This window comes from Streptomyces sp. 7N604 (assembly GCF_052245475.1).
GTDB lineage: Bacteria > Actinomycetota > Actinomycetes > Streptomycetales > Streptomycetaceae > Streptomyces.
This window is the reverse complement of the sequence record NZ_JBQQBX010000015.1, coordinates 88,268-110,804: the sequence shown is the minus strand read 5'-3', so window position 1 is coordinate 110,804 and position 22,537 is coordinate 88,268. Positions and strand designations below refer to the sequence as shown.

At 71.0% G+C, this 22,537-nt stretch carries 21 protein-coding genes; 13 read left to right on the top strand and 8 right to left on the bottom strand.

Annotated elements, in window-relative coordinates; genetic code table 11:
* The first annotated feature begins 1 nt into the window (after position 1).
* The 8 genes from sufC (at position 2) to dapD (ending at position 5,375) form a co-directional block, all read left to right on the top strand.
* Positions 2 to 766 (top strand): Fe-S cluster assembly ATPase SufC, encoded by a 765-nt coding sequence (sufC, locus tag ACTWP8_RS18160; RefSeq protein WP_443323175.1) that lies wholly within the window; start codon positions 2 to 4, stop codon positions 764 to 766.
* A complete protein-coding gene (locus tag ACTWP8_RS18155; protein WP_443323174.1) occupies positions 763 to 2,019 on the top strand; it encodes a cysteine desulfurase in 1,257 nt (418 codons plus the stop codon). The genes sufC and ACTWP8_RS18155 overlap by 4 nt, the downstream gene beginning before the upstream one ends.
* 12 nt (positions 2,020 to 2,031) lie before the next feature.
* The gene (gene sufU, locus ACTWP8_RS18150; RefSeq protein WP_443313550.1) at positions 2,032 to 2,496 is read left to right on the top strand and encodes a Fe-S cluster assembly sulfur transfer protein SufU; all 465 of its coding nucleotides are present in this window, start codon (positions 2,032 to 2,034) and stop codon (positions 2,494 to 2,496) included.
* Entirely contained in the window at positions 2,493 to 2,822 is a 330-nt protein-coding gene (locus tag ACTWP8_RS18145; RefSeq protein ID WP_443323173.1) for a metal-sulfur cluster assembly factor, read from the top strand. Before sufU ends, ACTWP8_RS18145 begins: the two co-directional genes overlap by 4 nt.
* A gap of 119 nt (positions 2,823 to 2,941) precedes the next feature.
* On the top strand, positions 2,942 to 3,160 hold the full coding sequence (locus tag ACTWP8_RS18140; RefSeq protein ID WP_443323172.1) for a hypothetical protein: 219 nt from the start codon (positions 2,942 to 2,944) through the stop codon (positions 3,158 to 3,160).
* A 64-nt stretch (positions 3,161 to 3,224) separates the two neighbouring features.
* Positions 3,225 to 3,548, top strand: coding sequence for a DMT family transporter (locus ACTWP8_RS18135; protein ID WP_443323171.1), 324 nt, complete (start codon positions 3,225 to 3,227; stop codon positions 3,546 to 3,548).
* Entirely contained in the window at positions 3,548 to 4,099 is a 552-nt protein-coding gene (locus ACTWP8_RS18130; protein WP_443323170.1) for a TetR/AcrR family transcriptional regulator, read from the top strand. Before ACTWP8_RS18135 ends, ACTWP8_RS18130 begins: the two co-directional genes overlap by 1 nt.
* A gap of 283 nt (positions 4,100 to 4,382) precedes the next feature.
* Positions 4,383 to 5,375 (top strand): 2,3,4,5-tetrahydropyridine-2,6-dicarboxylate N-succinyltransferase, encoded by a 993-nt coding sequence (gene dapD / locus ACTWP8_RS18125; protein WP_443323169.1) that lies wholly within the window; start codon positions 4,383 to 4,385, stop codon positions 5,373 to 5,375.
* Between the two features lie 206 nt (positions 5,376 to 5,581).
* Here the strand turns inward: dapD and ACTWP8_RS18120 are convergent, their stop codons facing one another.
* Positions 5,582 to 7,447, bottom strand: a complete 1,866-nt coding sequence (locus ACTWP8_RS18120; RefSeq protein WP_443323168.1) for an endonuclease/exonuclease/phosphatase family protein — start codon at positions 7,445 to 7,447, stop codon at positions 5,582 to 5,584.
* A gap of 265 nt (positions 7,448 to 7,712) precedes the next feature.
* Between ACTWP8_RS18120 and ACTWP8_RS18115 the strand changes: the two genes are divergently transcribed.
* On the top strand, positions 7,713 to 9,233 hold the full coding sequence (locus tag ACTWP8_RS18115) for a hypothetical protein (RefSeq protein ID WP_443323167.1): 1,521 nt from the start codon (positions 7,713 to 7,715) through the stop codon (positions 9,231 to 9,233).
* Between the two features lie 182 nt (positions 9,234 to 9,415).
* Here the strand turns inward: ACTWP8_RS18115 and ACTWP8_RS18110 are convergent, their stop codons facing one another.
* Together ACTWP8_RS18110 and ACTWP8_RS18105 are read right to left on the bottom strand one after the other, a co-directional pair.
* Positions 9,416 to 9,853, bottom strand: a complete 438-nt coding sequence (locus tag ACTWP8_RS18110; protein WP_443323166.1) for a hypothetical protein — start codon at positions 9,851 to 9,853, stop codon at positions 9,416 to 9,418.
* 15 nt (positions 9,854 to 9,868) lie between these two features.
* Complete coding sequence (locus ACTWP8_RS18105) at positions 9,869 to 11,014, bottom strand: hypothetical protein (protein WP_443323165.1); 1,146 nt, start codon at positions 11,012 to 11,014, stop codon at positions 9,869 to 9,871.
* 475 nt (positions 11,015 to 11,489) lie between these two features.
* Between ACTWP8_RS18105 and ACTWP8_RS18100 the strand changes: the two genes are divergently transcribed.
* On the top strand, positions 11,490 to 12,944 hold the full coding sequence (locus ACTWP8_RS18100; protein ID WP_443323245.1) for an alkaline phosphatase PhoX: 1,455 nt from the start codon (positions 11,490 to 11,492) through the stop codon (positions 12,942 to 12,944).
* On the opposite strand, the gene ACTWP8_RS18095 is transcribed toward ACTWP8_RS18100, so the two are convergent.
* Genes ACTWP8_RS18095 through ACTWP8_RS18085 form a run of 3 tightly spaced genes read right to left on the bottom strand, consistent with a single transcriptional unit; the run spans position 12,916 to position 15,924 of the window.
* Entirely contained in the window at positions 12,916 to 13,737 is an 822-nt protein-coding gene (locus tag ACTWP8_RS18095; RefSeq protein WP_443323164.1) for a class I SAM-dependent methyltransferase, read from the bottom strand. The two genes, ACTWP8_RS18100 and ACTWP8_RS18095, sit on opposite strands and share 29 nt — an antisense overlap.
* Positions 13,738 to 13,768: 31 nt before the next feature.
* Entirely contained in the window at positions 13,769 to 15,055 is a 1,287-nt protein-coding gene (locus ACTWP8_RS18090; RefSeq protein WP_443323163.1) for a TerD family protein, read from the bottom strand.
* Positions 15,056 to 15,111: 56 nt separating this feature from the next.
* The gene (locus tag ACTWP8_RS18085) at positions 15,112 to 15,924 is read right to left on the bottom strand and encodes an NAD-dependent epimerase/dehydratase family protein (protein WP_443323162.1); all 813 of its coding nucleotides are present in this window, start codon (positions 15,922 to 15,924) and stop codon (positions 15,112 to 15,114) included.
* 345 nt (positions 15,925 to 16,269) lie between these two features.
* On the opposite strand from ACTWP8_RS18085, the gene ACTWP8_RS18080 reads away from it, so the two are divergent.
* From ACTWP8_RS18080 to ACTWP8_RS18070, 3 genes are all read left to right on the top strand, one after another.
* Positions 16,270 to 17,202, top strand: a complete 933-nt coding sequence (locus ACTWP8_RS18080; protein ID WP_443323161.1) for a 5-dehydro-4-deoxyglucarate dehydratase — start codon at positions 16,270 to 16,272, stop codon at positions 17,200 to 17,202.
* 141 nt (positions 17,203 to 17,343) lie between these two features.
* A complete protein-coding gene (locus tag ACTWP8_RS18075; protein WP_443323160.1) occupies positions 17,344 to 18,534 on the top strand; it encodes a hypothetical protein in 1,191 nt (396 codons plus the stop codon).
* A gap of 288 nt (positions 18,535 to 18,822) precedes the next feature.
* Positions 18,823 to 20,274 carry an NCS2 family permease gene (locus ACTWP8_RS18070; RefSeq protein ID WP_443323159.1) on the top strand — a complete coding sequence of 484 codons (1,452 nt, stop codon included), beginning with the start codon at positions 18,823 to 18,825 and terminating at the stop codon, positions 20,272 to 20,274.
* 27 nt (positions 20,275 to 20,301) lie between these two features.
* Here ACTWP8_RS18070 and ACTWP8_RS18065 read toward each other — a convergent pair whose 3' ends face one another.
* Together ACTWP8_RS18065 and ACTWP8_RS18060 are read right to left on the bottom strand one after the other, a co-directional pair.
* Entirely contained in the window at positions 20,302 to 21,753 is a 1,452-nt protein-coding gene (locus ACTWP8_RS18065; RefSeq protein ID WP_443323244.1) for a peptidoglycan D,D-transpeptidase FtsI family protein, read from the bottom strand.
* Between the two features lie 140 nt (positions 21,754 to 21,893).
* Positions 21,894 to 22,514: a response regulator gene (locus ACTWP8_RS18060; RefSeq protein ID WP_443313651.1), complete on the bottom strand. Its 621-nt coding sequence runs from the start codon at positions 22,512 to 22,514 to the stop codon at positions 21,894 to 21,896.
* Positions 22,515 to 22,537: the final 23 nt, after the last annotated feature.

Genomic DNA, 22,537 nt, shown 5'->3' with positions numbered 1-22,537 from the left:
CATGGCAACGCTTGAGATCCACGACCTGCACGTCTCCGTCGAAGCCGAAGGCGGCCCCCGCGAGATCCTGCGCGGCGTCGACCTGACCGTGAAGCAGGGCGAGACGCACGCCATCATGGGCCCGAACGGCTCCGGCAAGTCCACCCTCGCGTACTCGCTCGCGGGTCACCCGAAGTACACGGTCACCGGCGGCACCGTCACGCTCGACGGCGAGAACGTCCTGGAGATGTCCGTCGACGAGCGCGCGCGGGCCGGTGTCTTCCTCGCCATGCAGTACCCGGTCGAGGTCCCCGGCGTCTCGGTGAGCAACTTCCTGCGCACCTCCGCGACCGCCATCCGCGGTGAGGCCCCCAAGCTGCGCACCTGGGTGAAGGAGGTCAAGCAGGCCATGGAGCGCCTCAACATCGACCCCTCCTTCGCCGAGCGCAACGTCAACGAGGGCTTCTCCGGCGGTGAGAAGAAGCGCCACGAGATCCTTCAGCTGGAGCTGCTCAGGCCGCGGATCGCGATCCTCGACGAGACCGACTCCGGCCTGGACGTCGACGCGCTGCGGATCGTCTCCGAGGGCGTCAACCGGGTCCGCGAGACCGGGGAGGTCGGCACCCTGCTGATCACCCACTACACGCGCATTCTGCGCTACATCAAGCCCGACCACGTGCATGTCTTCGCGCACGGCCGGATCGCCGAGTCCGGCGGCGCCGAGCTCGCCGACAAGCTGGAGGACGAGGGCTACGAGGCTTACACGAAGGGTGGCGCATCCGAGTGACAGAGCTGCCGGGCCTCCTCGACACCGAGGCGATCCGCAAGGACTTCCCCATCCTGGACCGCCTGGTCCACGACGGGAAGAAGATCGTGTACCTGGACAATGCGGCGACCTCGCAGAAGCCGCGCCAGGTGCTCGACGTGCTCAGCGCGTACTACGAGCGGTACAACGCCAACGTGCACCGTGGTGTGCACGTTCTCGCCGAGGAGGCCACGGCCGCGTACGAGGGTGCCCGCGACACGGTCGCCGGCTTCATCAACGCGCCGAGCCGCGACGAGGTGATCTTCACCAAGAATGCCTCCGAGTCCCTCAACCTCGTGGCGAACATGCTGGGCTGGGCCGACGAGCCCTACCGCGTGGACCGCGAGACCGAGATCGTCATCACGGAGATGGAGCACCACTCCAACATCGTGCCGTGGCAGCTGCTCGCGCAGCGCACGGGCGCGAAGCTGAAGTGGTTCGGCCTCACCGACGACGGCCGCCTCGACCTGTCCAACATCGACGAGATCATCACCGAGAAGACCAAGGTCGTCTCGTTCGTGCTGGTCTCCAACATCCTGGGCACGGTCAACCCGGTCGAGGAGATCGTCCGGCGGGCCCAGGAGGTCGGTGCGCTGGTCGTCGTCGACGCCTCGCAGGCCGCCCCGCACATGCCGCTCGACGTGCAGGCGCTGCAGGCCGACTTCGTGGCCTTCACCGGCCACAAGATGTGCGGCCCGACCGGTATCGGCGTGCTGTGGGGCCGCCAGGAGCTCCTCGAGGATCTGCCGCCCTTCCTCGGCGGCGGCGAGATGATCGAGACCGTCTCGATGCACTCCTCGACGTATGCCCCGGCGCCCCACAAGTTCGAGGCGGGTACGCCGCCGATCGCGCAGGCCGTGGGCCTCGGCGCGGCCGTGGACTACCTCTCCTCGGTCGGCATGGAGGCCATACAGGCCCATGAGCACGCCCTCACCGAGTACGCGGTGCAGCGGCTCCTGGAGGTCCCCGAGCTGCGGATCATCGGCCCGGCGACGGGCGAGGACCGCGGCGCCGCGATCTCCTTCACGCTCGGCGACATCCACCCGCACGACGTGGGCCAGGTGCTCGACGAGCAGGGCATCGCGGTCCGGGTCGGCCACCACTGCGCGCGGCCGGTCTGCCTGCGGTACGGAATTCCCGCGACCACGCGAGCGTCGTTCTATCTGTACTCCACGCCGGCCGAGGTCGACGCCCTCGTCGACGGCCTCGAGCACGTACGGAACTTCTTCGGGTAGGAGCTGACGCTCGTGAAGCTGGATTCGATGTACCAGGACGTCATCCTGGACCACTACAAGCGCCCGCACGGGCGGGGGCTCCGGGACGGCGACGCCGAGGTGCACCACGTCAACCCGACGTGCGGCGACGAGATCACCCTCCGGGTCCGGTACGACGGCGAGACCATCGCCGACATCTCGTACGAGAGCCAGGGCTGTTCCATCAGCCAGGCCAGCGCCTCCGTGCTCAACGAGCTGCTGGTCGGCAAGGACCTCGCCGAGGCGCAGAAGATCCAGGAAACCTTTCTGGAGCTGATGCAGTCCAAGGGCCGGATCGAGCCGGACGATGCGATGGAGGAGGTGCTGGAGGACGGTGTCGCGTTCGCCGGCGTCTCCAAGTACCCGGCCCGCGTGAAGTGTGCTCTGCTGAGCTGGATGGCATGGAAGGACGCCACCGCCCAGGCTCTGGGCGGCGGCGCTGTGAAGGAGACCGTATGAGCGAGACCACCACCAAGCCCGCCAGCGAGGAAGAGGTCCGCGAGGCCATGATGGACGTCGTCGACCCCGAGCTGGGTATCGACGTCGTCAACCTCGGGCTGGTCTACGGCGTCCACATCGACGACGCCAACGTCGCCACCCTGGACATGACGTTGACGTCCGCGGCCTGTCCGCTGACCGACGTCATCGAGGACCAGGCCAGGTCCGCGACCGAGGGCCTCGTCAACGAGCTGCGGATCAACTGGGTCTGGATGCCGCCGTGGGGCCCGGACAAGATCACCGACGACGGCCGCGAACAGCTCCGCGCCCTCGGCTTCAACGTCTGACAACCAGGACGCGGCTACGTACGCCGCACTGACTGAGCCATTCCCGCCCGTCGCCCGCCACCGCCCTCAAGGGGCGCCCTGGCGGGCGACGGTGTTGCATTCCAGGCACGCCGGCGGGCATGGCTCTTTCGCTGTATCAGATCGCAGTCCATGCCCACGACTTGCCGGGTCGTGCCAGCTTCTGGTGCCAGGTCCCGGACTGGAAGATGCTCTTCGAGGACCCGGAGGAGATCGTCATCGGGGCGGACGAGAACGCCTGGCCCGTAATCGTGTTCCTGCCCGTGCCGGAGGACAACGCGTTCTGCGTGCTGCGGCCGAAGGGGTCGCTCACCGCCTGATCCCGCCCGCGGCTGTGCCCCAGCTTGCGTACGGGCGTACGCAACGTTGTGTACGCTCGTACGCATGATGTGGCTGATGCTGTCCGGCGCGATCCTCGCCGAGGTTCTGGGCACCACCGCGATGAAGTACAGCGACGGCTTCACCAGGCTGTGGCCGTCACTGGCCACCGCGGCCGGCTATCTCGTCGCCTTCGCGCTGCTCGCCCAGACGCTCAAGACGATGTCGGTCGGGACCGCGTACGCCGTCTGGTCCGGTGTCGGTACGGCGGCCATCGCCGCGATCGGCATGATCTTCCTCGGTGAGGCGGCGTCCGCCGCCAAGCTGATCGGCATCGCGCTCGTGATCGTCGGGGTCCTCGTGCTCAACCTCGGAGGGGCGGCGCACTGATGGGCCGCCGGTACGACCCCGACCGCCGGCAGCGGATCATCGACGCCGCGATCCGGGTGGTGAGCGACCGCGGCATCGACGGCCTCAGCCACCGGTCGGTCGCCGCAGAGGCCGACGTCCCCCTCGGCTCCACCACGTACCACTTCGCCACGCTCGACGACCTGCTGGTCGCGGCGCTGCGGAAGGTGTGCCTCGAGCCGCAGACCGCCCTCGACGACTGGCGGCGCCACCTCGGCCGGGAGGGGCCCCTGGCGGACCGGCTCGCCGGCCTCCTCGACGAGGTGATGGCGGGCGACCGCAGCCGCATCCGGGTGGAGTACGAGCTCTACCTCGCGGCCCTGCGCCGCGCGGCGCTGCAGCCGGTCGCCGCGGAGTGGCTCGACTCGGCGGTCGGGATCCTGAGCGGCTACACCGCGGATCCCGCGACCGCGCGCGCCCTCATCGCCCTGATGGACGGCCTGCTGCTGCAACTCCTGCTGACCGGCCGTCCGTTCGACCGAGCCGAGGCCCGCGAGGCGCTGGCCCGTGTCATCGGCTGCCGGACTGCGTGAACCGGATGTGCTCCTGCGGGCAACAGAGGGCGACACCCTCAGCCGGACGGCAGATACGGAGATCCTGTGACCGGACCACCACCGGCCGATGACGACGCCGATATCGTCGCGCACGGCCATCAAGGAGGCCGCCCTCGTCGGCGAGCGGGGGAAGCGGCCCTGAGCAGCGCTGAAGGGAGCGGCCCGCCACGAGGGTGCGGGCCGCTCCCGGCGCACCCCCGGCGTCCGTCTGGTCGATGAGACCGGTTCGCCTCGGCGGCCCGCTTCCGGTTAGCGTTCGACCATGACCGATGCTGCTACCGCTACCCGTACCACCGGCGCCGTCGCCGCCGGGCTTGCCACCGTCGCCGCCGACGGCACCGTACTCGACACCTGGTTCCCGGCCCCCGAGCTCGCCCCCGAGCCCGGCCCGGCGGGGACCGAGCGGCTGACGCCCGAGCGCGCCGCCGAGCTGCTCGGTGCGGCCGCGCCCAAGGCGCTGGGCGAGGACGCCCGGCGCGGTGTCGAGGTCGTTGCCGTACGGACGGTCATCGCCTCCCTGGACGACAAGCCGCTCGACGCGCACGACGCCTACCTCCGGCTGCACCTGCTCAGCCACCGCCTGGTCAAGCCGCACGGCCAGAGCCTCGACGGCATCTTCGGGCTGCTGGCCAACGTCGCCTGGACGAACCTCGGTCCGGTGCCCGTGGACCGGATCGAGCAGACCCGGCTCGCGGCCCGCGCCGAGGGGCTGGGCCTCAATGTGACCAGCATCGACAAGTTCCCGCGGATGACCGACTACGTCGTCCCGTCCGGCGTACGGATCGGCGACGCCGACCGCGTCCGGCTCGGCGCGCACCTCGCGTCCGGGACCACCGTCATGCACGAGGGCTTCGTCAACTTCAACGCCGGGACGCTGGGCACCTCCATGGTCGAGGGCCGGATCAGCGCGGGCGTCGTCATCGGCGACGGCTCCGACATCGGTGGCGGCGCATCCACCATGGGCACCCTTTCCGGCGGCGGTCAGCAGATCATTTCGATCGGCGAGCGCTGCCTGCTCGGCGCGGAGTCCGGCATCGGCATCGCGCTCGGCGACGAGTGCACCGTCGAGGCGGGGCTGTACGTGACCGCGGGCACCCGTGTCACCCTGCCCGACGGCCAGGTCGTCAAGGCGCTGGAGCTGTCGGGCGCCAGCAACATCCTCTTCCGCCGGAACTCGACCACCGGCACGGTCGAGGCCCGCCCGAACAAGGCGACCTGGGGCGGCCTCAACGAGATCCTGCACAGCCACAACTGAGCTCAGCTGAAGCTCCGCGCGCCCGCGCAAGGCGCATCCTCGACGACGGCCCGGCCGGCCCTCCGCCTGCCGGGCCGCCGTCGTGTCCCGCGAGCGCCGCGAGGAGCGGATGCGGGGTGCGACCGAACGGATGATGCGGCTTGTGTTGAGGCCGGGGGCCCGGGCCGGTCCGGCCGTGCCCGGGCACGGCCCGACCGGCCCGACGATCACGGCCGGATCCGCAGCACCTGCGGGTCGTGGTCGCTCGCCTGGTCGGCGAACTCCGCGTTGATGTGGACGATGTCGTAGTCCGCGCGGCGGATGGCCGGGCTGGTGAGGACGTGGTCCAGGACCTGGGAGTTGCCGTTGAAGACGTAGCCGTAGCGCTCGTTCCGCGGCAGGCGGGTGACCAGGTCGGTCAGGGCGCCGTCCGCGGTGAGGGTCTTCAGGGCGGGGGAGAAGTCGAAGTCGTTGATGTCGCCCGCGACGACGACCCTGGCCTTCGGGTCGAGGGCGAGCAGCGACTTCACCCAGTTGTTCACGGCGGTCGCCTGGGCGGTGCGCTGGGTCTCGGACGTACGGGCCGGGGGCTGGAACCGGCTGTCCAGGCCCTGGTCGCCGCCCTTGCTGTTGAAGTGGTTGGCGACGACGAAGACCGGCTCGCCGCGGAAGGTGAACCGGGCGGCGAGCGGCTTGCGGCTGTTCTGCCAGGCCTGGTTCGCGGGGTCGATACGGCCGGGGTTGGCGGAGAGCGTGACCTCGCCGTCCTCCCCGCGGACCGGCGTCACGGGTGTCGTGGCGTCGCCGCCCGCCACATCCGTGAAGGAGACCCGCTCCGGGTTGAAGAGGAAGGCGACCCGGATGTTGCCGCCGGGCTGGCCGCCGTCCTGGTCGTCGGCCGGGTCGATCTGGCGCCAGGAGTACGAGGGGCCGCCGGCGGTCGCGATCGCCGCGGTCAGCTTCTTCAGGGTGTCGCCCGCGGAGACGACCTTGTCGTTGGTGGGGCCGTTGTCGTCCTGGACCTCCTCCAGGGCGATGATGTCGGGCGAGGCGAGGTTTGCGACGACGGCCTCGGCGAGGCGCTCGAACTTGGCCGTGGAGTCCTTCGGGGAGAGGTTCTCCACGTTGTAGGTGGCGACGGAGAGTTCGGACTCGGCCTGCTTCCTGGTCTTCTCCCGGTCCAGGCCGTTGTCGTGTCGCTCGCCGAGTGCGGTGGCCTGCAGCTCGTAGCCGCCGAACTGGTCGTAGTCCAGGGGGCCGGCCGTGACGCCGTCGAGCTCGTCGCCGACATCCGCCTTCGGGAACGGCCGCTCGGCGAAGGGGATGAGGGAGGCGACCTTGACCCTGCCGCCGTTCTGGTCGCGGTAGGAGGCGTAGAGCGTGCCGCCGCGCTCCGTACGGTTCCGGTGCGGCTCCGCCGTCACCCACAGTTCGTTGAACTCGCTGCTCGCGCCGACCACCCGGGCATCCGAGACCTGGGTGCGCATGCCCTCCAGCGACTCGTACCGGTCGAGGGCGTACGAGCGCGGGCGCAGCGGCAGGGCCTCGATGCTGCCGCCGTCCGCGTCCTGGGCGGTCGGGGCGTCCTGAGCGGTCGGGGCGTAACGATCCGGCACGGTCGAGGAGTTGAGCCGGAACGCCGCGGGCAGCGGATTGCCCGAGGAGACGACGGTCCACTCGGGCTGGGTGATCTCGGTGACCGACTGGAGGCCCGCGGAGGCTCCGCCCGGGTAGTACTCGGCAGCCCTGCCGGACACCAGCACGGAGTCGCCGACCGTGACGGCCGGGGTCTTCGACCCGGTGAAGACGAAGATGCCCTCGCTCGTCGCCTGGTCGCGGTCCGGCTTCGGGTCCTGCACCCAGAAGCCGCGCGAGGAGCCGAAGGCGCGTATCGCGGTGACCGTGCCGGGGACGTCCGCGACCTTCTTCCCGGCGAGCGGGGAGACCCGGGTGTCGCCCTGGATGTCGTGGATACGCACCTCGGCGGCGGTCGCCGACCCGGGCGCGGCGAGCAGTCCGGCCGCCAGGGCGGCGGCGGCGACGGCGCCCACGGTGACGGGGCTGCGGAGGGGACGGGCGGGTATCCAGGGCATCGAGGTCTCCGGAAGGGGGTGAGGGACGGAGGCGTACCGGGGCGTAGAGGGGCGCGCGGAGGCGTACGTCGGCGCACGGCCGATGCTGAGTGTCGACTGCTGCTCTACGCGCGTCAATCTCCTGTGTGCGCAAGGGAGTTGTCAAGGGATGGCCGATGTACGGCTTCTGACAGGGACATGAACCGGGTGTTGGGGTCATATCCGTCTAGGCTTGGGCAGCGCACGGCCCCGCGGCTGAAGCCCCCGTCCCGAGGAGAACCTGCTGATGTCCGGAGAACGCCCCACCATGCCCCCGGTGCGTCTGCCCCCGGAGGCCGAGCTGGCACGGGACGCTCTCGCCGCGCCCCTCTTCGCCCGTGCCGTACGGCTCGCCCGCTGGGCCGGACCCCGCACCCGCGTCGGGGCCGGCGGCGAGCTGCTCGAGGAGGGAGTCCGCGAGGCGGTCGTCCACCTCGGGCTCGAAGGCGACGAGTACGCTGCGGCGGACGCGAGCGAGGCCTGGCAGCTCGCCGTCGACACCGGGCTCGTCGAGATCACCGAGGACGAGACCGCGGACGAGGCGGACGACGCCGCGATCGGCACCGCCACGGCCGGGGAGGACGCGGCGCTCATCACCGCCGGCAGCCCCCAGGACGTACTCGGCATCTGGCTGAGCGGGCTCGAGACCGTACTCGGGGACGCCGTGGCGCCCGACCTCGCCGACCTTCTCGAGAGCATCGGCGAGGCGGCGGGGGAGGGCGGGGCCCCCGACCTCGGCGCGCTGGACTGGAACCCTGAGGAAGAGGCCGGGTTCCTGGACGGTGTGCTGCGGAACCTCTATCTGCTGACCGTCCTCGAAGGCGGCTCCGCCGAGTCCGCGGTGCCGCTGCCCGCCCTGGCCGCGTCCGTGATCGTCCCCGACGACATGGACGAGCCCACGGACGACGTCCTCGAGCAGGTCTCCGCGGCGATGATGCGGCTCGACGACCAGTTCCGGCTGCTCGCGACCATGGGCCTCGTCGACTACCAGCCGGTGGACGAGTCGCTGATCGAGGAGCTCGACGAGAGCGAGGAGACCGCGGGCGGGGGCGGCGAGGGCGGGGCCCGGAAGGGCGCGCAGGAGGTCGACGAGGCGGAGGTCTCGCGCTACGGCATGGTCCGGCTGACGGAGCTCGGGGTGTACGGCGTACGGGCCCGGCTGCTCGACGACGGGGTCGACGCCCCGGCCGTCGGCGACCTCGCGGACAAGGGCGCCGACGTCCTGCTCGACCGGCTGCCCGGCTACCCGGAGGCCATGGCGCAGGCCGAGGCCGAGCAGTGGCTCGCCCGGCGCGAGCCCGCCGAAGCCGCTCGGGAACTCCTCGCCGCTGCGCGCGGCGACGACGCCCACGCGCCGAGGCGGCGGCTCGCGTGCCAGCAGGCGCTCCTGCTGGTCGGCGCGGAGGCGGGGCCCGCCCTGCGGGAGGTGCTCGACGACCCCCGGCTCGGCGGGCTCGCCCGCGTGGGGCTCGCGGAGCGCGGCGCGACGGATGTGCCGCCGCCGTCCCAGGACATGGTCTTCTGGCTGACCATCGACACCATCGCGGCGCAGCTCGGGAGCGCGGAGGACGCGGGGGAGCTGCGGGAGCTGATCCAAGGGGTCGCCGGGCAGCACAGCGGCTTCTTCGAGGCGGCCTGGCGGGTGGACCACCCGGCGACCGCGGACGTCCTGGAGGTGATGGGGCGCCTGCACCCGGACAGGAAGATCGCCAAGGAGGCGCGCAAGGCGGCCTTCAAGGCCCGCTCGAAGCCGAGTTCCGGCGGCTGACGACTCCGAGGCTGACGACCCCGAGGCTGACGACCCCGAGGCTGACGACTCCGAGTCTGACCACCCGAGGGGAAGACCGCCGGACGGCGGGGGTCGCCATGGCCCCGCCGTCCGGGGCCCCGCGGCCGATCAACCTCGGGTCGAGGGCGATCAACCTGGGGTCGAGGGCGATCAGCTTCGGATCAGCACTCGTATCTCGTGGTGTGCATGAAGGAGGACGCGGCCCCGTCGAAGCCGTAGGTGCCGCGATAGGCGGGTGGGTTCTGGAACTCCCCGACGATCGTGATGGTGTTGGCGCACGAGCCCTGGCCCGCCCGCTTCGCGTCGATCCTGATCTGCTCGCCGAGGAAGCCGCCCGTGATGTTCCACGGAGCGCCGCAGATACCGGACGTGATCTCGCCCCCAGTGACCACGTGCGGGTAGGAGTTGGGGTTGTACCGCACCTTCAGCGCGAAGGTGACGGCGCCGTTGTGCAGGGTCAGCGCGCACTCCGCCGAGACGGCCTCGGGGGAGGCACCGAGCGGGGTCGCGAAGGCTTCGTCGCGCGTCTTGACCTCGGCGCCCTGCGCGTTCAGATAGCGGTGCTCGGTCTGGCTCTTCTTCCGTGCGGTCGTCGTCATGACTCGTCCTCCGGTCTAGGCCAGCTGCTCGGCGATTTCGACGCGCAGCAGCGTGCGGACGTTCTCGATGTGGTTGAGCACGGTCACGACCGCCGAGCCGGCGTACAGCAGACCGACCGCGACGTTGTCGTAACTCGTGACCAGCGAGCCGGAGTCGCCGCCCGCCGACATGTTCGTCGTCAGGATCTGGTCCTTGAACCGCGCCGTGCCGGCCGTCCCGTAGTTCACATCGATCGTGGCGTCGACCGAGATGATCCGGCCCAGGCTGATGTTGGTCGTCCGGCCGCTCTTCTTCACCAGGTCGCCGACCGCCACATTGGACTTGCGCCGCCACGCGCGCGGTGCGCCGCTGAAGTACTGCTCGCGGGTGGCGTCCTGGAACTCCACGGTGCCGAGCGCCGCGTCCACCACGTTGTTGTGCTGCTCCAGCGGGATCTGCGGCGCGAACTGGATGGTGACGAAGCGGGCCAGTGTGGCGATCCGGTCGGCCGGGTCCGTGCCGCCGTCGAACACCCCGGGCTGCACGATCGCGCTGCCCAGCTGTGCCCGGTTGGAGTCGGCGAGCACATGGTTGTTGCTGAGGATGTAGAAGCGGGACGGCACGCCGATGCCGGGCCCGGGCGGGTCGGTGGTCGCACCCGGCTGGAAGTCGTACACCACGCTGCCGAGCGTGCCCGCGGTGACCCGTACGTTCCCGACCGAGAAGCCGGACGGGGCCGGGCGCAGCCTGCGCCTGAGGAGCTGCGGTTCGTAGGCGCCGAGCTGCGGCAGTTCCTCCAGCAGCGGCGGGGTCAGCTGCTCGGACAGGCTGCCGTCGGCCCGGTACGGCATGTCCCGCTGCTCGAGACGCGCGGACCGGTGCTGCTGTCGCTGGGCGGTGATCTGGCCGACGGCGACCACATCGGTCGGGGTGCCGTCGTCCATGTGACGCGGGATCATATCCCGCTCGGTCAGAAGCGACTCGGGGACCTTCTGGGTCACGAAGACGAGTACGGCTTCCTCACCGGTCGGCTGCCCGTCGGTCCACTTCACGCCGTGGCCGAAGCCGACGACGTTGGAGACGGGCGCGTGCGGACGCAGGAAGTCGGAGAGTGCCTGCTGACGGGAGGAATCACTGACGTGACCCCCGGTCGGTCCTCGCATCATCTCGGGCTGGCTCATGCCAGAACACCTCTTCCCGGTAGGGGTCCCGCCGGGCTCCGCCTGGGCGGCCTCGCGCGTTTTGGGGCGCACGGAACCAAGGGGGGCGTTGCGCGGGACCTGTCCTTGAGCCGGAGCGCGGCCGTCGTTGCGGCCGGCCCCCAGTGCGTCGGCGGGCGGCCGGTGATAACGGTGGTCAGCCGTGGGGGGCCCGCGTTCTCTTACGGGCGATGCAGGTAGGGCATGTCTATTGCCCTGGCCCGGTGCATGTCAAGCCGATTGGTGGTAAATCATGCCTTGTTGATTGAATGGCACTGATGACCTTGTTTGCCATGATTCTTTGCGGTCTCGCCCAACGGGGATGATGTTGTGGAACAGTGAACGGCTTCTCCAATCGGTCCCCTGCTGTCGCGTTGTGTTCAACCGCAGTTCGGCGGGGCGCGGCACCGTTGACGCAGCACAGATGGGGACCGACCTTGCCATCCAGGAGATGAAGATGCCGCTCACCCGCAGAGACTTCGCGAAGCGCTCCGCGTACACCGGCGCGGGCGTCGCCCTCGTCGGCAGCGTCGGCGTGCTGTCCACCGCAGGGGCCATCGGATCGGAGGCCGGTGAGGCGGGTGACGGCGACGAGCAGGGCACCGAGCGGCACGGTGGCCACGAGTTCGGCTACGGCCCGCTGGAGCCGGACCCGGACGGCATCCTCGCGCTGCCGGCGGGCTTCTCGTACCGGATCATCACCCACAGCGGAGTCACCAAGCTGGAATCGGGCGAGTTCACCCCCTCCAACCACGACGGCACGGCCGCCTTCGAGGGCCCGCGCGATGTGACCCTGCTGGTCAACAACCACGAGCTCAAGGGCCCGCGGTCGAAGTGGAAGTACCCGGTGCCGCTCGCCGAGGGCCTGGTCTACGACCCGGCAGCCTCCGGCGGCTGCACGATCGTCGAGGTTCACCGGCAGGGCGGGCAGATCACCGAGTGGGTCGGCATCGCCGGTACGTCCACCAACTGCGCCGGCGGGCGCACCCCCTGGGGCACCTGGCTGACCTGCGAGGAGAACTCCGACCGGGCCGGCGAGAACGGCATGACCAAGGACCACGGCTACGTCTTCGAGGTCGACCCCTACGACCGCCGGGCCAACCGGAACCCGCAGCCGATCAAGGCGCTCGGCCGCTACGACCACGAGGCCGTGGTCGTCGACCCCAAGCGCGGCCACCTCTACCTCACCGAGGACGACGCCGAGCCCAACGGCCTCTTCTACCGCTGGGTGCCGCCGCACGGCTTCAAGCACGGCCGCGGGCAGCTGCGGAAGCTGGCCGACGACGCCGGTGTGCTCCAGGCGCCCAAGTGCTACGACTCGGGCGGCCGGTTCGTCGACGACCTCTCGCGCGCCACGAAGATCGGCACGGTCTACGGCGTGGACTGGGTGGACGTGCCCGACCGGGACGCGCGCGAGGTGGCGGTGCGCGAGCAGTTCGACATCGGCGAGGTGACCCGGGCCCGCAAGCTCGAGGGCATGTGGTGGGCCGACGGCGGCGCCTACGTCGTGTCCTCCTACGCCCGCGAGGAGAGCCCGGTCGCCCACGACGGCCAGGTGTGGTTCTACGACCCGCGCCGCCGGACCCTCACCCTCAAGGTGCTGCTCGGCGTCAACCCGGACCCGTCCAAGGACGGCGCCCTTGACGGCCCCGACAACATCACCGTGTCGCCGTACGGCGGGCTGGTCATCGCCGAGGACGGCGAGGGCATCCAGCACCTCTTCGGGGCCACGGACGACGGCCGGACGTACCCGATCGCCCGCAACGACCTCAACATCGGCACCGAGGCGGAGCCGGAGTTCAGCGAGTTCACCGGCGTCGTCTTCTCGCAGGACGGGCGGACCCTCTACGCCAACATCCAGGACCCCGGCATCATGCTGGCGATCACCGGTCCGTGGCGGCGTCAGCGGTGACCAGGAAGTAGTCGAGGAGTCCGGTCTCGTACGCCTCGAGGAAGCGGCGGGGCCAGAGGTCCTTCAGCGGCGTCCGGGCGAGCCAGCGGTCGTAGGCCGCCCAGACGTCCTCGCCGATGGACAGGGTCCGGATGCCGGTGAAGCCGCTGCAGGACAGGGTCTCGGCGAAGCGTCCCACGACGTGCGGGAGATCGAGGCCGTCGGCGTACGTGGGCAGCAGCCAGGGCAGCGCCTCGGCCGCGCGCCCGTCGCGGGCGAAGAAGGTGGCCAGGGCCATCCGCCCGCCCGGGCGCAGCACGCGGGCCGCCTCGCGGGCGAAGCCCGGCACGTCGGGGAAGTGCTGTGCGGACTCGACCGAGTACAGGCAGTCGGCCGAGCAGTCTGGCAGGGGCATGGCCTCGGCCCCTCCGCGTACATAACGGAGCCGGCCGGGGTGTTCGGTCATGGCGTCGGCGTTGGCGATCCGCGCCCGGTCGAGCTGGGCCGGGTGCAGATCGATGCCGCACACCTCGCGGAAGCCGAACTCCCGGAGCGCGAGGGCGCAGCCCAGGCCGATACCGCAGCCCACTTCGACGGCGTCGAGGCCTTCGGTACGGCCCAACTCCTGCAGGACGACGCGGTAGAGCTGCTGCTCGGAGCGCAGCCGGTCGCCTTCGGTGAGCGGCTGGCCCGTCGGGATGCCCCGCCAGTAGCCGAAGTTGATGAATCCGCCCGTGAACGCGGGCACGCTGCTGAGATCCCAGGACCCGTAGATCGTGTCGACCTGGCCCGGTATGCGCGGCTCATGCGCCATGAGCGGCCCTCGCTTCGTTGCTGTCACCTCATCAGAGAGCCTTCCCGCCCGGCTTCACCATGCCACGCACGGTGCGCGAATCAACGTATTCGCCCAGGGCCGTCATCTCCCACTCCCCGGAGTACTGGCGGATCAGCTTGCACATCATGACACCCGTGCGCGGCTCGGCTCCGGTGAGGTCGAATCGGACGAGTTCCTGGCCGGAACCGGCGTCCAGGAGGCGGCAGTACGCCTTCGCGACCTCGGTGAACCGCTGTCCGGAAAAGGAGTTGACGGTGAAGACCAGCCCTGTGACGTTCGGCGGCACGTCGCCCAGGTGGACGGTGATGACCTCGTCGTCGCCGCCGCCCTCGCCGGTGAGGTTGTCCCCGGAGTGCTGGATGACGCCGCCCAGAATGACCAGCTTGCCGAAGTAGCACGCGTCGATCTTCTTGCGGTCGGGGCCGTACGCGATGACGGATGCGTCGAGGTCGATGTCCTTGCCGCGGTAGGCGGGCTCCCAGCCCAGGCCCATCTTCACGGACGTGAGGAACGGGCGGCCGCCCTTCACGAGGGAGACGGTCTGGTTCTTCTGGAGGCTGACCCGGCCCTTGTCGAGGCTGATCTTCCCGGCACCGGGGGCGGGGGCCGGGGCGGCCGCGGGCGCGGGTGCGGACGAGGCGGGAGCGGCCGGAGCAGCCGCGGGCTGCGGGGGAGGAGCGGTGGGCTGCGCGGGCGGCTGCTGGGGAGCGGGCGGGGCCGGGGGTGAGGTGGGTGCGGCCGGTGCTGCAGGTGTGGCGGGGGCCGACGCTGCGGGGGCGGCCGGTGCTGCGGGCGTGGCGGCGGGCTCTTCGACGGTCACGCCGAAGTCGGTCGCGATCCCTGCGAGCCCGTTGGCGTACCCCTGCCCGACGGCGCGGGCCTTCCACGCTCCGCCGCGCCGGTACACCTCGACGACGACCAGCGCCGTCTCGCTGCCCAGCCGCGGCGGTGTGAAGGTGGCGATCGCGCTGCCGTCGTCCGCGTTGCGGATGGTCGCGGTCGGCTCGATGCCGGAGAAGGTCTGGCCTGCCGCGTCGGGGCTCGCGGTAATCACGATCTTCTCGATGTCGGCGGGCACGGCCGCGGTGTCCACGGTGATCGCGTCGGGTGCCGTGCCGCCGCCCGAGCGGTAGCTGACACCGGGGCCCGCCGACTGGTTGTAGAAGATGAAGTCGTCGTCGGAGCGCACCTTGCCGGAGCCGGAGAGCAGCAGGCCCGACACATCGAGCCGCACGGGTGCGGCGACGTCCACCGTCACACGCGCGACGGGCAGCGGGATGTTCGAACCAGGGGTCATTGCCGTCATGCCTCGGGTAACGAGCGGCCCCGCTTTGCAGTTCCATTACCTCCGGATCAGTGCGGCCAGATGGGCGGGCGGGTGCAGAAGTGGCCGCCCAGGTGGGCGTGGTCCGGGTTGGCGGGGTCCAGTTCGCCCTGTTCCGCGATGAGCTTCGCCGCGTACGGCTCGGAGTCGTCCTGCGGCTCGTACCCCAGGGCGCGCGCGCTCGACAGGTCCCACCACAGCCGGGTGTTCGCCGAGCTGCCGTAGACGACCGTGTGGCCCACGTCCTCGGCGGTGAGCGCGGCGTGCAGCAGCCGGGCACCGTCGTCGGGGCTCATCCAGACCGAGAGCATCCGGACCGAGGTCGGCTCGGGAAAGCAGGAGCCGATGCGGATCGAGACGGTCTCCAGGCCGTGCAGGTCCCAGTAGAGGGAGGCGAGGTCCTCGCCGAAGCACTTGGAGAGGCCGTAGAGGGTGTCGGGGCGGTGCGGGGTGTCGATGGGGATGAGCGGGTCGCCCTCCGCGGGGCGCGGGGTGAAGCCCACTGCGTGGTTGCTGGAGGCGAAGACGATCCGGCGCACGCCCCCCGCGGTGCGCGCGGCCTCGTACAGGTTGTACGTGCCCTGGAGGTTGGAGTGCAGGATCTTGTCGAAGGTGGACTCCAGGGAGATGCCGGCGAGGTGGATGATCGCGTCGACGCCGCGCACGGCCTCGCACAGCGCGTCCGTGTCGGCCAGGTCGGCGGTGATCGCGCCGGGCTCGCCCTCGACCGGGACGAGGTCGAAGAGGCGCAGCCGGTAGCCGTACGCCGGGAGCCGCTGCCGCATCAGGGTGCCGAGGCCGCCGGCGGCGCCGGTGAGCAGAACGGTGCGGGGAGCGGGCATCGAAGGTCTCTCCTCGGGCGGCTCGGTTTCGTGCCTGGACTCAGCGGACGCAGTGGGCTCGGAGGTTCAGCGGACTCGGCGGGCCCGGCGGGCTCTGTGCGGGCCATCCACGGCCCCATCCGTAAACACAATTCATGTGCATGGACAATGGACAACGTAAGGAGCGCTGCCGATCTTCGTCAAGGGCGCCTCCGGCTCCGGGAAATCCCCTTCGGGCTGGGGATATTGGGCCTTGACCTGCGGGAGCGCGCTGCCATAGCGTGGCGATGTTCAGGGATATGGATGTCAATCAGAAACATGTACGAGTGCCGTACGCCCTGCATGGCCGCACTCCAGGGAGAGTCCGTGACCTCAGCCTCACTCGCCGAGCGCCTCGACGGCCTGCTCTTCTTCCCCGTGACCCCCTTCGGACCCGACGGCGGGCTCGACCTCGACGTCCTCCGCACCCACATCCGTAACGGCATCGACGCGGGTGCCGCAGCCGTCTTCGTCTGCTGCGGCACCGGCGAGTTCCACGCGCTCGACACCGAGGAGTTCCGGCTCTGCGTCCACACCGCGGTCGAGGAGGCGGGCGGCCGTGTGCCCGTCGTCGCGGGCGCGGGCTACGGGACCGCGCTCGCCGTCACGTACGCGCGCATCGCGGAGGTGGCGGGCGCGGACGGGCTGCTCGCCATGCCGCCGTATCTCGTCGTGCCCGACCAGCGTGGCCTGCTGCGCCATTACGCCGCGCTCGCCGACGCCACCTCCCTCGACCTGATCGTCTATCAGCGCGACAACGCCGTCTTCGAGCCGGAGACGGTCGTCGAACTCGCCCGTATCCCGCGGATCATCGGCCTCAAGGACGGCCTCGGCGACCTTGACCTCATGCAGCGCATCATGAGCGCCGTCCGCACCGAGCTGCCCGGCCGGGACTTCCTTTACTTCAATGGCCTGCCCACCGCCGAGCTCACCTGCCTCGCCTACCGCGGCATCGGCGTCCTGCTCTATTCCTCGGCCGTCTTCTGCTTCGTCCCCGAGATCGCCCTCGCCTTCCACAAGGCGCTGAACTCCGGCGACGACGAGACGGTCAACCGCCTGCTGGACGGCTTCTACCGGCCGCTCGTCGAGCTGCGCCGGCAGGGCCGCGGTTACGCGGTCTCGCTCGTGAAGGCGGGAGTCCGGCTGCGCGGCCCCGATGTCGGCGAGGTCAGGCCCCCGCTCAGTGAGCCGAGCCCCGCTCACATCAAGGCGCTGGCCGAGCTGATCGAGCACGGCCTGGCTCTGCCGGCCGCCGACTGACCGGCCTCTGATTCCACTTGAGCGCGGTCCGGGCAGCCTTCGAGCCCCATCCGACTGTCCCTGACCGAGCGTGACCTCCACCGACTGGGCCACCACTGACCGACCTCCGCTGACCCGCCTCCGAGAGCTTCGGGAGCCGATGTGCGAGCCTCCGCCTTCCTCTACCCCTGGGACGTCGTCGGCGACCCGCACGCCGCGCGCCGCATCGCGCGCCTCGGCGTCCGGCAGGTCACCCTCGCCTCCGCCTACCACTCCACCCGCGCCCTGACACCGCGCCACCCCCGCCACCGGATCGTCACCGCCGAGCACGCGGCCGTGCTCTACCCGCCGGACCGGGCGCGCTGGGCGGGCCGGACGCTGCGCCCGTACGAGCAGAGCTGGGTGCCGGGCCCCGACCCGTACGGCGAGGCCGCAGCAGCCCTCGCGGACGAAGGGCTCGAGGTCCACTCCTGGGTGGTCCTCGCCCACAACTCCCGGCTCGGCGCCGAGCATCCGGACACCTCCGTGCGCAACGTCTACGGCGACCGCTACCCCTGGGCGCCCTGCATCGCCCGCCCCGAGGTGCGGGAGTACGCCGTCACGCTCGCCGCGGAGGCCGCCGTACGGTCCGGCACGAGCGGGACGGAGCTGGAGTCCTGCGGCTGGTACGGCCTCGCTCACCTGCACGCCCACGACAAGACCGCCGGGGTGCGGCTGGGCGGCGCGGGCCAGTACCTGATGTCGCTCTGCTTCTGTGCGGTGTGCCGGGAGGGGTACGCGGCGGCAGGCGCGGACCCGGACGAGCTGCGGGCGGCCGTCGTACGGGCGCTGGCGCCGCTGTGGTCGGGGGAACCGGGCCCCGGGCCGGGCGACCGGGCAGGGGAGTGGGCCGAGGTCGAGGAACGTCTCGGGACGGACCTGGCCGCCGCCACGCGCGCGTGGCGCGGGAGGATGGCCGACGACTTCCAGAGGGGCGCCGTCGCGGCGGTACGGGAGGCGGCCGGGCCGGAGTTCCGTGTACTGCTGCACGCCGACCCGGCCGTCCACCGCTGCGGCGCCAACGCCGGCACCGACCCGTCGAGCCTTCTGGCCCACGCCGACGGGGCCGTACTCCCCTGCACGGGGCCGCCGGCAGAACGGACTGCCGTACTCGCCCCCTTCGCGGCACAGGCGACCGAACGCACCACTCTCGCCGCGAACTTCACCGTCGTCACCGGGATGGGCGGCAGCCCGGCAACGCTGGCGGTCGACGCGGCCCACGCCCGCGTACTCGGCGCGACCGAACTCCGCCTCTACCACGCCGGACTGGCATCCAACGCCGACCTCGACATGGTCGAGTCGATCCTCGCCTGACACGCCCCTGACAGCGCCGGGGGCCGACGGCGAGGGGGCCCGCCCCCGCCCGCCCGCGGCCCGACCCGGCCGGGTCCGCGGCGTCGGCCCGACCTGCCCGGTGCCCCGGCCGGGCGAGGTGCTCAGCCGCACGCGGGGTGACGAGGGGTGCGGCGGGCCGAGGGAGGCTGAAGCGGCTGAGGTGGCGTGATGGGGTTGATGGTCGTTCCGTAACACGTTGACAACCTGAAACGGTCCAACTGCGGGAACAATCCAGCTACCCCGCCCGCCCGTCCGCCGAGGAGTGCCATGTCCGGACAGGTCACCGACAAGCCCGCAGCGCCGCCGGCCCCCGCCTCGGGGCCGGTCGACCGCTGGTTCCGGATCAGCGAGCGCGGATCCACCTTCGCTCGCGAGATACGCGGCGGCTTCGCCACGTTCTTCACCATGGCGTACATCCTGGTGCTGAACCCGATCATCCTGGGTGGCGCGACCGACAAGTTCGGTCACCACCTGTCGGGGCCGCAACTGGTCACCGCGACGGCGCTGGTGGCGGCCGTGATGACGGTCGCCATGGGTGTCGGCGGCAACCTTCCGCTGGCCATCGCCGCCGGACTCGGGCTCAACGCCGTCGTCGCCTTCCAGCTCGCACCGCTGATGAGCTGGCAGGACGCGATGGGGCTGGTGGTCCTGGAAGGTCTCGTCATCTGCCTGCTCGTCGTGACGGGCCTGCGCGAGGCGGTCATGCACTCCATCCCGCAGCCGCTGAAGCAGGCGATCAGTGTCGGCATCGGCCTTTTCATCGGCTTCATCGGCTTTGTCGACGCGGGCTTCGCCACCCGTATCCCAGGTGAGACCGGCGCGGTGCCGGTCCAGCTCGGGGACGGCGGCCGACTGGCCGGCTGGCCCGTGCTGGTCTTCTGTCTCGGCGTGCTGCTGACCGTCGCGCTCGTGGCCCGCAAGGTGCGCGGCGCGATCCTCCTCGGCATCGTCGCCATGACGGTCGTCGCCATCGTCATCAACGAGATCGCGGCCATCAAGCCGGCCGCCTGGGGCCTCACCGCGCCGACCGTGCCCGACGACATCGTGTCCGCCCCCGACTTCGGGCTCATCGGATCCTTCAGCCTCTTCGGGGCCTTCGAGCAGATCGGCCTGATCACGCTGGTGCTGCTCGTCTTCACGCTCGTGCTCAGCGACTTCTTCGACACGATGGGCACCGTCGTCGGTATCAGCAACGAGGCCGGGCTCCTCGACGACAAGGGCAAGGTGCCGAACCTCGGCCGGGTGCTGCTCATCGACGGCGCGGCGGCCGTCGCGGGTGGTGCGGCCTCCGCGTCCTCCAACACCAGCTACATCGAGTCGGCCGCGGGTGTCGGCGAGGGCGCCCGTACGGGATTCGCCAGCGTCGTCACCGGCGCACTCTTCGCGGGCGCGCTCTTTCTCACGCCGCTCGCCACCGTCGTCCCGGCCCAGGCCGCGGCCCCCGCGCTGGTCGTCGTCGGCTTCCTGCTGATGTCGCAGGTCCGGCACATCGACTGGGAACGGTACGAGATCGCGATCCCCGCGTTCCTCACGATCGCCGTGATGCCGTTCACGTACTCCATCACCAACGGAATCGGCGCGGGATTCCTCGCCTACGCCGTCATCCAGACGGTGCTCGGCAAGGCGCGCCAGGTGCACCCGCTGCTGTGGGGGACGTCTGTGCTCTTCGCCGTCTACTTCGCGATCGACCCGGTCGAGCAACTGCTCGGCGTCAAGTGACGGGCTGATCCCCCCCGGCCGCCGAACCTAGGTCAGCGCGGCCTCCATCATCTTCCTGGCGATGGGGGCCGCCAGGCCGTTGCCGCTGACCTCCGAGCGGGCCGCGTCCGAGTCCTCGACGACCACCGCGACCGCCACCTGCTTCCCGTCGTCCGCCTTCGCGTAGGAGACGAACCAGGCATACGGCTTCCGGCTGTTGTCGACGCCGTTCTGCGCCGTGCCGGTCTTGCCGCCGACCTCGGTGCCGCCGATCCGCGCGTTGCTGCCGGTGCCGCGCTCCACGACGGTCACCATCGCGTCCCGCAGCTGCTCTGCGGTGCCGGAGCTCACGACCCGGGACGTCTCGGGGCCGGAGTGGTCCTCCAGGCTGTTCCCGTCGCCGTCCGTCACTCGGTCCACCATGTGCGGCGCGGCCAGCTCGCCGCCGTTCGCGAGGGCCACGGTCACCATCGCCATCTGCAGCGGGGTCGCGGTCACATCGAACTGCCCGATACCGGAGAGGGCCGTCTGCGCCCTGTCCATGTCCGACGGGTAGACGCTCTTGGCGGCCCGCACGGGTATGTCCATCTTGTCGGTGTTGAAGCCGAACTTCTCCGCCATCGCCTTCGCCTTGTCCTGCCCCAGGTCGACGGCCATCTTGGCGAAGACGTTGTTGCAGGAGTACTGGAGTCCGGTGCGGATGCTCGCGTTCTCGCACGGCGCCGAGGGGTTCTCGTTCGTCAGCACCTTGCTGGAGCCCGGCAGGGTGTACGGGTCCGGGCTGCGGGTGGGCTCGGTCACCGACCCGTAGAGCCCGTCCTCCAGCGCCGCGGCCGCGACCACCAGCTTGAAGGCCGAGCCGGGCGGATAGGTCTGCCGCAGCGCGCGATTGAGCATCGGCTTGTCCTCGCCTTCCGTCAGCTCCCGCCACGCCCGCGTGTCCGCCGCCGAGCCGCCGGTGATCCGCCCCGGGTCGTAGCCGGGCGTGCTGACCATGCCGAGGACGGCGCCGGTGGCGGGATCCAGCGCCACAGCCGCGCCCTTCTTGCTGCCCAGTGCCTCGGAACCGGCCTTCTGCACAGCCGGGTCGATGGTGGTGAGGACATCGCCCGGCTCGGTCTCCTTGCCGGTCGGCACATCGGCCGGGTTCTTCAGCCGGGTGTCGGTGCCGTCCAGGACGTCCTGGTAGACGCCCTCGAGCTGCGTCGCGCCGTAGACCTGGGAGCTGTAGCCGGTCACCGGCGCGTACAGCTCTCCGTCGGTGTACGTGCGCGCGTAGGCGAGGTCTCCGCTCTCCGTCCTCCTCGACCCGGTGACCGGCTCTCCGGCCACGATGATGTCCCCGAGCGGCTGCGCGTACTGCGCGATGACCTTCCGCCGGTTGTCGGAGCTGTCCGCGAGCGCCCGGGCCTGGACAGCCTGCACCCACGTGGCCCGCAGGAGCACGGCGAAGGCCAGCAGCAGGCAGAAGGCCGCGGCGCGCCTGATCGTCTTGTTCATCATGGAGAAGACGAACCGGGCAGAGCCGGGCGTTCCCGCATGAGGCTCTTCTCAGGAAGTCTTCATGTTCGGGCGGCCGTTGGGGCGGGTGGTCCGGGCGGGTTGTTCGGGCGGGTTGGCGTTGCGGCGCCGGAGACCGCTCATCGGGGCCGTACGAAGCCGGACTCGTAGGCGGCGATCACCGCCTGGGTGCGGTCGCGGACGCCGAGCTTGGCGAGCACCGCCGCCACATGGGTCTTGGCGGTCGCCGGGCCGACCCGCAGTCGCTCGGAGATCTCCGCGTTCGACAGCCCCGAGGCCATCAGCCGCAGCACCGCCTCCTCACGCTCCGTGAGCCGGGCGAGCCAGGGCGGTGCCTGGCGCGGGCCGACGGCGGTCGCGTGCTCGGCGGCCAGGGAGCGGACGGCGGCGGGGAAGAGCAGCGAGTCGCTGCGGGCCACCAGCCGTACGCCCTGGACGAGTTCGTCGGCGGTCGAGCGCTTGAGCAGGAAGCCGCTGGCACCTGCGCGCAGCGCTTCGTAGACGTAGGAGTCGTTCTCGAAGGTCGTCACCACGATGATGCGCGGGGGCTCCGGCATCGACCCGAGCAGCTGCTCAGTGGCGCGGATGCCGTCGATCTCCGGCATCCGTACGTCCATCAGCACGACGTCCGGGCGCAGTTCGCGGATCAGCGGTACGGCTTCGGCGCCGGTCGCCGCCTCTCCGACGACCGTGAGACCGGGCTCGGCCTCCAGGATCGCCCGGAGCGCGGTCCGCACCATCCGCTCGTCGTCGGCGAGCACGA